General features: G+C 44.6%; 9 protein-coding genes and 1 rRNA gene. 6 read left to right on the top strand and 4 right to left on the bottom strand.

Translation table 11 applies throughout. From position 1 onward, the window contains the following. Together BMX14_RS02780 and gmhB are read right to left on the bottom strand one after the other, a co-directional pair. Positions 1-122 (bottom strand): 16S ribosomal RNA (locus BMX14_RS02780); the annotation flags it as partial. 404 nt (positions 123-526) lie between these two features. Next, a complete protein-coding gene (gene gmhB / locus BMX14_RS02770) occupies positions 527-1,081 on the bottom strand; it encodes a D-glycero-beta-D-manno-heptose 1,7-bisphosphate 7-phosphatase (RefSeq protein WP_092672392.1) in 555 nt (184 codons plus the stop codon). 322 nt (positions 1,082-1,403) lie between these two features. On the opposite strand from gmhB, the gene metN reads away from it, so the two are divergent. From metN to proS, 6 genes are all read left to right on the top strand, one after another. After that, on the top strand, positions 1,404-2,435 hold the full coding sequence (gene metN, locus BMX14_RS02765; protein WP_092672389.1) for a methionine ABC transporter ATP-binding protein MetN: 1,032 nt from the start codon (positions 1,404-1,406) through the stop codon (positions 2,433-2,435). Then, entirely contained in the window at positions 2,428-3,081 is a 654-nt protein-coding gene (locus BMX14_RS02760; protein ID WP_092672386.1) for a methionine ABC transporter permease MetI, read from the top strand. The genes metN and BMX14_RS02760 overlap by 8 nt, the downstream gene beginning before the upstream one ends. Before the next feature lie 32 nt (positions 3,082-3,113). Further along, positions 3,114-3,932, top strand: coding sequence for a MetQ/NlpA family lipoprotein (locus BMX14_RS02755; protein ID WP_092672383.1), 819 nt, complete (start codon positions 3,114-3,116; stop codon positions 3,930-3,932). Positions 3,933-4,042: 110 nt separating this feature from the next. Beyond that, positions 4,043-4,447, top strand: coding sequence for an Rcs stress response system protein RcsF (gene rcsF, locus BMX14_RS02750; RefSeq protein ID WP_092672380.1), 405 nt, complete (start codon positions 4,043-4,045; stop codon positions 4,445-4,447). After that, on the top strand, positions 4,444-5,154 hold the full coding sequence (gene tsaA / locus BMX14_RS02745) for a tRNA (N6-threonylcarbamoyladenosine(37)-N6)-methyltransferase TrmO (RefSeq protein WP_092672377.1): 711 nt from the start codon (positions 4,444-4,446) through the stop codon (positions 5,152-5,154). Before rcsF ends, tsaA begins: the two co-directional genes overlap by 4 nt. 78 nt (positions 5,155-5,232) lie before the next feature. Then, positions 5,233-6,951 carry a proline--tRNA ligase gene (gene proS / locus BMX14_RS02740; RefSeq protein WP_092672374.1) on the top strand — a complete coding sequence of 573 codons (1,719 nt, stop codon included), beginning with the start codon at positions 5,233-5,235 and terminating at the stop codon, positions 6,949-6,951. Positions 6,952-6,990: 39 nt separating this feature from the next. Here the strand turns inward: proS and arfB are convergent, their stop codons facing one another. After that, positions 6,991-7,422, bottom strand: coding sequence for an alternative ribosome rescue aminoacyl-tRNA hydrolase ArfB (arfB, locus tag BMX14_RS02735; RefSeq protein WP_092672371.1), 432 nt, complete (start codon positions 7,420-7,422; stop codon positions 6,991-6,993). Further along, entirely contained in the window at positions 7,404-7,949 is a 546-nt protein-coding gene (locus BMX14_RS02730) for a YaeQ family protein (RefSeq protein ID WP_092672368.1), read from the bottom strand. Before BMX14_RS02730 ends, arfB begins: the two co-directional genes overlap by 19 nt. Between the last annotated feature and the right edge of the window lie 147 nt (positions 7,950-8,096).

Raw genomic sequence — 8,096 nt, 5'->3', positions numbered from 1 at the left:
CATTACTCACCCGTCCGCCACTCGTCAGCAGAGTAGCAAGCTACTCTCTGTTACCGTTCGACTTGCATGTGTTAGGCCTGCCGCCAGCGTTCAATCTGAGCCATGATCAAACTCTTCAATTTAAAGTTTGATGCTCAAAGAAATTATTCTGTTATTCGTAAATGAATTTTCAGTGTCACTCTTCAAGACTTGATACTACAAAGTTTTTTTGTGATATCAATCCTGCGAGTGCCCACACAGATTGTCTGATAAATTGTTAAAGAGCATTGCGAATCAACGTTTTAACTCGTTGTCGCGAGGTGGCGTATATTACTCGCTTCACTTCAGGAGTCAATCATTGTTTTTGTTTTTTCTCCTGGACCGAATCGCTCCAGTCCCTGTCACCGCGCTGCGTATCGTGCTTTGCCGTGTCAGTGGATGCGCATTATAGGGAGTTCAGAAAAAGGCGCAATACCCTTTGAGCATTTTTTTAAAAAAAAATGCTCAAGCGTTCAAAGTTCAAGCACCATGCTGATAAAGCCAGCAATTACTGCTTATTTGCGAGATATTTGGGTAGGTCAGCAAGGCTATTCATCACTGCATCTGCCGCAGATTCACTTTTCGGCGTAACGTCCTTACCTGTTCTTACCAGTACTTTATGGCCTACACCCGCAGCCAAGGCTGCCAGCATGTCTTCCTTTTTATCTCCAACCATGTAAGAAGCACTCATATCGATATCGAGCTGAGCTTGCGCATCGACAAACATTCCTGCTTTCGGCTTGCGACACTCACAATCTTGTCGATACTCTTCAACAATCGCTTGCGGATGGTGAGGGCAGAAATAGATACCATCCAAGTCGACACCTCTATCCGCGAGTGACCAGTCCATCCATTCTGTTAAATGCATAAATTGGTCTTCCGTGAATAGCCCCCTTGCAATCCCTGACTGATTAGTAATGAGAACGAGTAGGTAACCCATCTTTTTTAACTCAACCATTGCGTCGATCACACCATCAATAAATTGAAAGTCATCACTAAGGTGTACATAACCATGATCGAGATTAATCGTCCCATCACGGTCTAAAAAAATTGCGGGTTTCATAACAAAAAATTACTCCATTTCAGTCAAGGATTCATTATCGCACGAACCCCATCTAATGATCACTGTCTTTACTTCGTTGCATTTCCTCAAATCAGGTGAAATATCTCTATCGTACTTTTGCCTTTAGTAAGGCTACCAAAACGGTTTTCCTTCATTCCCTTCTATATATGATGAAGAGGAATGGAAATTAATGCGCCTTTTCTACATAGGATAAGAAGGCCGGATTGATTTAGCCGTCTAGATAGCTTAACATCCGGCTAATCACCAATTTATTTTGGTCCCATACTTCAGCGGCATAATTACACTAAGTAAAAATACTATAATGATAAAACTCGAGAATATAACTAAGCGATTTCTACAGGGAAATCTGACTATACCAGCCTTAAGGGATGTCACGCTTCATGTCCCTCAGGGGCAAATTTATGGCGTGATTGGTGCATCAGGAGCGGGAAAAAGTACCCTTATACGTTGCGTCAATCTTCTTGAACGACCGACCTCCGGTAGAGTGATAGTGGGAGGTCGTGATCTCACCACTTTAAATGCCCATGAGTTAACTTTAGCTCGGCGTGAAATTGGGATGATTTTCCAACATTTTAACTTACTCAATTCTCGTACGGTTTTCGGTAACGTAGCGTTGCCACTTGAGCTGGAAAACCATTCTAAAGCTGACATAAAAAAGCGCGTAACCGAACTACTCGAACTTGTCGGACTGGCGGATAAACACGATGCTCGCCCTGCAAATCTATCGGGAGGGCAAAAACAACGTGTCGCGATTGCACGTGCACTGGCCTGCGACCCGAAAGTGTTACTCTGCGATGAAGCCACCAGCGCACTCGATCCGGCTACAACGCGTTCTATCTTAGAATTACTCAAAGATATAAACCGCCGTTTAGGGATCACTATCCTGCTAATTACCCATGAGATGGATGTCGTCAAACGCATCTGCGACCAAGTAGCAGTGATCAGTAAAGGTGAGTTGATCGAGAATGATAAAGTGAGTGAGGTTTTCTCTCATCCGAAAACGCCTTTAGCGCAGCAATTTATTCAATCGACCCTTCATCTCGATATTCCTGAGGACTATCAACAGCGCCTAACCCACATGGCTGAGGCAGGTAGAGTTCCTCTCATTAGACTTGAGTTTACCGGGCAATCCGTTGACGCACCGCTATTGTCTGATATTTCACGTCGCTTCAATGTTGACTGCAACATTATTAGCGCGCAGATGGATTACGCCGGTGGAGTCAAATTCGGCATTATGCTTACTGAAATTGCGGGCGAACAAGAAAGGTGTCAACAAGCCATTGAGTGGCTACAACAAAAACAAGTTAAAACAGAGGTGTTAGGTTATGTCTGAGGCAATGATTTGGCTTCTAGCGGGCGGTATTTGGGAAACCTTAGTCATGACTTTTGTCTCAGGCTTCTTTGGATTTGTCATTGGTTTACCAGTTGGCGTACTTCTTTATATTACTCGTCCTGGGCAGATAAAAGAGAGCCAAACGCTTTACCGCATTATCTCTGCAGTAGTGAATATTTTTAGATCAGTCCCTTTCATTATCTTACTTGTCTGGATGATCCCCTTCACCCGCGCGCTGGTAGGGACTTCAATAGGACTACAAGCAGCAATAGTTCCTTTAACGATTGGTGCAGCACCTTTTATTGCCCGTATGGTAGAGAATGCCCTGCTTGAACTCCCGTCTGGCTTAATTGAGGCATCACGTTCAATGGGCGCGACACCCCTACAAATTATTCGTAAGGTTCTTTTACCTGAAGCGTTGCCGGGGCTTATTAATGCTGCAACCATCACACTGATCACCTTGGTGGGCTACTCTGCCATGGGCGGCGCTGTTGGAGCAGGCGGTTTAGGGCAAATTGGTATCCAATATGGTTATATTGGCTATAATGCGACAATCATGAATACGGTTTTGGTATTGCTGGTTATTTTGGTCTATCTGATCCAACTTATCGGCGATCGTGTTGTTAGGCTCGTCACTCATAGATAGTAATTTGTCTCGATAATAATTAAGGAAATCCCATGACTTTTACGTTAAAAAAATTAGCCACTCTCAGCGCGGTTGTTGCAACATTAGCTTTAGTTGGCTGTGACCAAAAAACGCAACAAGATCCTAACCATATTAAAGTGGGGGTCATTGCCGGCTCTGAACAACAAGTGGCAGAGGTCGCTCAAAAAGTTGCGAAAGATCAATATCACCTTGATGTTGAACTCGTCCCGTTCACTGACTATGTTCTGCCTAACGAAGCGTTGAGCAAAGGCGATATTGATGCCAATGCCTTCCAGCATAAACCTTATTTGGATCAGCAGATTAAAGATCGCGGATACAAAATTACTTCGGTAGCGAAAACCTTTATTTATCCTATTGCAGGTTATTCCAAAAAGATCAAATCTTTAGACCAACTGCAAGATGGTGCTCAAATTGCGGTACCTAACGATCCGACGAATTTGGGACGTTCATTGCTGTTATTACAAAAAGTCGGATTAATTAAATTAAAAGACGATGTTGGTCTACTGCCCACTTCTTTGGATATTACAGAGAACCCTAAAAATCTGAAGATTGTCGAACTGGAAGCCCCACAGCTTCCACGCTCATTAGACGACAATAAAATTGCTATCGCCGTCATCAACACGACCTTTGCTAGCCAGATCGGCTTAACCCCCGTGAAGGATGGCTTGTTCACTGAAGATAAAGACTCACCTTATTCTAATCTTATTGTGGCCCGCGAAGACAATAAAGATGCCGATAACGTTAAGAAATTTATCAAAGCTTATCAATCAGAACAGGTTGAACAAGCCGCTAATAAAATTTTTAACGGTGGTGCCATTAAAGGCTGGTAAATGCTGTTAATATAGATGGGTAAAGGCGACGAGAGTCGCCTTTATTTTTTCAACAAACGTCGATACCTGTATGCTAACCCTCTAATGAAAAGTTGAGTGAGGAAGATTCAATGCGTTTTAGCTTATTACCACTCTGTATGGTGATTGTAGGACTTGCCGGTTGTACAACTCAGTACAAACCCGTTGAGCCTTTCCCCGAAAAGCCTCAGGCTCAGCATCAGGAAAAGGTCCGCAAACCTGTACATAGAGCGACGCCAGTACAAATTTATACTAATCCTGCCGACCTCATTAATAAGCCCTTCCGCGACTTAGGTGAAGTCTCGGGTGAAGACTGTCAGACCAACGCTCAAAGCTCACCGCCTAACCTTAATACCGCGCGTAAACGTATGCAGGTAAAAGCCTCATCATTAAAAGCTAATGCAGTACTTGTGCACCAATGTGAAGTGATTTCCACTAATTCCGGGTGCTATCGTGAAGCGGTTTGCCAAGGTTCTGCGCTAAAAGTCACACAATGAAGTCATTTTCTTTAGAGCAAATAGGTACGATTCACTCACCTTGGAAAGAGAAGTTTGCGGTTCCTCGACAACCAGGGTTAGTCACCGCAATGGGGGCAGAGCTGGAGCTTATCGCCCCCTACAACCATCGTGATATGGTACGTGGTATTGAGAATTTCAGCCATTTATGGCTACTTTTTATTTTTCATCAGACCCAACAACAGGGCTGGAAGCCGCTGGTTCGCCCACCTCGACTTGGCGGTAACGATAAGATTGGTGTGTTAGCGAGCCGCTCGACGTTTAGACCCAATCCAATTGGTATGTCACTCGTCGAATTTAAGGGGGTTCGCTATGAAAAAAAACGCCTCATTCTCAAACTAGGCAGTGTCGATCTCGTTGATGGTACACCTATTGTTGACATCAAGCCCTATCTGCCCTTTGCAGAGTCTTTAACCGATGCTCGTGCAGGCTATGCGCAATTAGCGCCGGAAGCCGGTATGCAGGTTTATTTTTCGGATGACGCTAAACAACATTTACTACGCTATCATCAGAGTCACCCAAACTTAGCAGAGTTTATCCAACAAGTCTTAGCTCAAGATCCTCGCCCAGCGTACCGACGTAACCAAGATGACCCTCATTTTTATGCTGCCAGTTTGAGTGATTTTACTGTACGCTGGCAGGTAACACCGATGGGAACAGAAGTGATTGCAATCGAGCCAATGAATTAGGCTTTTTACGCCATTCACTCACTGATAAACTCTATACTACTCACTAAAACAGCTTTCCGTTCAACTGGAACCTTATTCATGCGTACTACTCAATACCTACTTTCAACGCTCAAAGAAACACCTTCTGATGCTGAAGTAATTAGTCATCAATTAATGCTTCGTGCAGGAATGATCCGTAAACTTGCTTCAGGCTTATATACTTGGTTACCGACCGGTGTTCGCGTTTTACGTAAAGTCGAAAAAATCGTCCGCGAAGAAATGGAAAATGCGGGTGCCCTCGAAGTGACGATGCCTGTTGTTCAACCTGCCGACTTATGGGAAGAGAGTGGACGTTGGGAACAATACGGTCCAGAACTTTTACGTATTAAAGATCGCCATGAACGCCCATTCGTACTGGGTCCAACGCATGAAGAAGTGATTACCGATCTGATTCGTAACGAGCTGAGCTCGTATAAACAATTACCCTTAAACTTATTCCAAATTCAGACTAAGTTTCGTGATGAAGTTCGTCCACGTTTTGGTGTGATGCGTTCACGCGAATTTATTATGAAAGATGCCTATTCTTTCCATAGCCATCAAGACTCTCTGCAAGAGACCTACGACATCATGTATCGCGCGTACAGCCAGATATTCAGTCGTATGGGATTAGATTTTCGTGCCGTACAAGCAGATACCGGATCGATTGGCGGTAGCGCTTCTCATGAGTTCCAAGTACTCGCGGAGAGTGGTGAAGATGATATCATCTTCTCTGATCAGTCTGATTATGCAGCCAATATCGAATTAGCAGAAGCCGTTGCCCCGACCATTGAACGTGCTGCGCCTTCTCAAGCCTTGATGCAACACGACACACCTAACGCGAAGACTATTGCTGAACTCGTTTCCCAATTCTCTCTTCCAATCGATAAAACCGTTAAAACGCTTATCGTTAAAGCCGCAGAAGAGAGTGAACACACCTTAGTGGCGCTTTTAGTGCGCGGGGATCATGAATTAAATGAAGTGAAAGCAGAGAAATTGGATATCGTTGCCTCTCCACTCTGTTTTGCATCTGAACAAGAAATTCGCGACGCCATCGGTGCAGGACCGGGCTCTCTTGGTCCTATTGGATTAGCGATGCCAATCGTTGCTGACCATAGCTTGAAAGTCATGAGCGATTTTACCGTGGGGGCCAATATCGACGGTAAACACTGGTTTGGTGTGAACTGGTTACGTGATCTTCCAGAAGCACGTTATGCAGATATCCGTAATGTGGTAACCGGAGATAAGAGCCCTGACGGTAAAGGGACCTTGCTAATCAAACGCGGTATTGAGGTCGGCCATATCTTCCAACTGGGTACCAAGTACTCAGAGGCATTAAAAGCAACAGTTCAAGGTGAAGAGGGCCGTAACCAAACGCTATTAATGGGATGCTACGGAATCGGTGTGACGCGTGTTGTGGCCGCGGCTATTGAACAGAATCATGATGAGAAAGGAATTATTTGGCCAGAAGCCATTGCTCCCTTCCATGTCGCGATCTTACCGATGAATATGCACAAGTCTTTTCGCGTACAAGAATTAGCCGAGAAGCTGTATGAACAACTGCGTAGTGCAGGACTCGATGTTATCCTTGATGACCGTAAAGAACGTCCAGGCGTAATGTTTGCCGATATGGAACTGATCGGTGTACCGCACTCCATTGTTATCGGCGACCGTAACTTAGACAATAACGAAATCGAGTACAAAAATCGCCGTACCGGTGAAAAAGAGATGCTCTCACCTGAAGCGATTGTTGAACGTTTACTGTCTCAAATCAAACGCTAATAACCTCTATATGGCCCTCGCAATGAGGGCCATTATTAATCAATCCACGCTCACCTTACCCCGTAAATTTTTCTTTGACGAAGTACGGTTTTTCCCATCCAGACGACGGAGCTTAGAAGCCTTTGTTGGCTTAGTCGCTTTACGGGTTTTTGATACTACCAACAATTGTGCCAGTACTAGCCGTAGCCGCTCTATCGCTAAGGCTCTATTTTTCTCTTGAGAACGCGCGTTCTGTGATTTAATCACTATCACCCCATCCTCAGTCAGAAGATGATGGCGCTTGCTGATAATCAGAGCTTTCGCATCGTCGGTAAGACTGGAGTTTTTCACATCAAAGCGAAGATGAATAGCGGATGAAACCTTATTCACATTTTGCCCACCCGCGCCTTGAGCGCGTATTGCGGACGTTTCTATTTCTGTACTCGCAATCTGCTGTTGCGCATTAATAACAATTACACTGCTTTCTGCCATAGTTCTAACTCTATTTCTACATTATTGCTGCCATCTGAAAGCCAGATAACACCTTCTTGTAAGGTGACTTGCAACGACATGTTTCGTTGTGCCAACGCCGCCAGCTGGCTCAATTGTTCATCAGTCGCATGCCAAATCGTCAGGTTTTTAAATTGCGCTAGCTTTCCCAAGTTCTGCTGCTTCCAAACTGCTGCGGCACGAGATTGGTAAGTAAATAACACCACGTTCGATGATTGGCTGACGGCTTTTTTTAACCGTTTTTCATCGGGTAACCCAAGTTCAATCCATACCTCGGGACGACCGTGATCATGATGTTGCCAAATTTCAGGTTCTTCGCCAGACGATAGCCCGCGTGTAAACTCTAGTCGTTCCGACGCATAAAGACACCAGGCAAATAACCTCAACATCATTCGTTCATCGTTTTCGGAGGGATGACGCGCCAAGGTTAAGGTGTGGCTAGCATAGTAGTGCCGATCAAGATCTGAAATATCAACTACAGCCTTGAATATAGTGGCTTTTAACGCCATAAGTTCTCCAAATTTGCCCCATTATGCTTTAGCAGGATGTGTGGGCTGACTTGCATTACGCCTTACAAACGCCTAGGCTAGTCTACAGATAAAAAGTGACAACATAGGGTAAGTCCTCGTATTATCTCAGAATAGTCTGGCATATTA

Origin of the sequence: Rosenbergiella nectarea (assembly GCF_900111105.1) — a bacterium.
In the GTDB taxonomy this organism is placed as follows: Bacteria; Pseudomonadota; Gammaproteobacteria; order Enterobacterales; family Enterobacteriaceae; genus Rosenbergiella; species Rosenbergiella nectarea.
Note: the sequence above shows the minus strand (reverse complement) of the source record. Positions and strands in the feature narration are given on the sequence as shown.

Coding starts and splice junctions, on each gene's coding strand:
- BMX14_RS02755 (WP_092672383.1), top strand. CDS start 3,114: ATGACTTTTACGTTAAAAAAATTAGCCACTCTCAGCGCGGTTGTTGCA.
- arfB (WP_092672371.1), bottom strand. CDS start 7,422: ATGGCAGAAAGCAGTGTAATTGTTATTAATGCGCAACAGCAGATTGCG.
- BMX14_RS02760 (WP_092672386.1), top strand. CDS start 2,428: ATGTCTGAGGCAATGATTTGGCTTCTAGCGGGCGGTATTTGGGAAACC.
- proS (WP_092672374.1), top strand. CDS start 5,233: ATGCGTACTACTCAATACCTACTTTCAACGCTCAAAGAAACACCTTCT.
- metN (WP_092672389.1), top strand. CDS start 1,404: ATGATAAAACTCGAGAATATAACTAAGCGATTTCTACAGGGAAATCTG.
- tsaA (WP_092672377.1), top strand. CDS start 4,444: ATGAAGTCATTTTCTTTAGAGCAAATAGGTACGATTCACTCACCTTGG.
- gmhB (WP_092672392.1), bottom strand. CDS start 1,081: ATGAAACCCGCAATTTTTTTAGACCGTGATGGGACGATTAATCTCGAT.
- BMX14_RS02730 (WP_092672368.1), bottom strand. CDS start 7,949: ATGGCGTTAAAAGCCACTATATTCAAGGCTGTAGTTGATATTTCAGAT.
- rcsF (WP_092672380.1), top strand. CDS start 4,043: ATGCGTTTTAGCTTATTACCACTCTGTATGGTGATTGTAGGACTTGCC.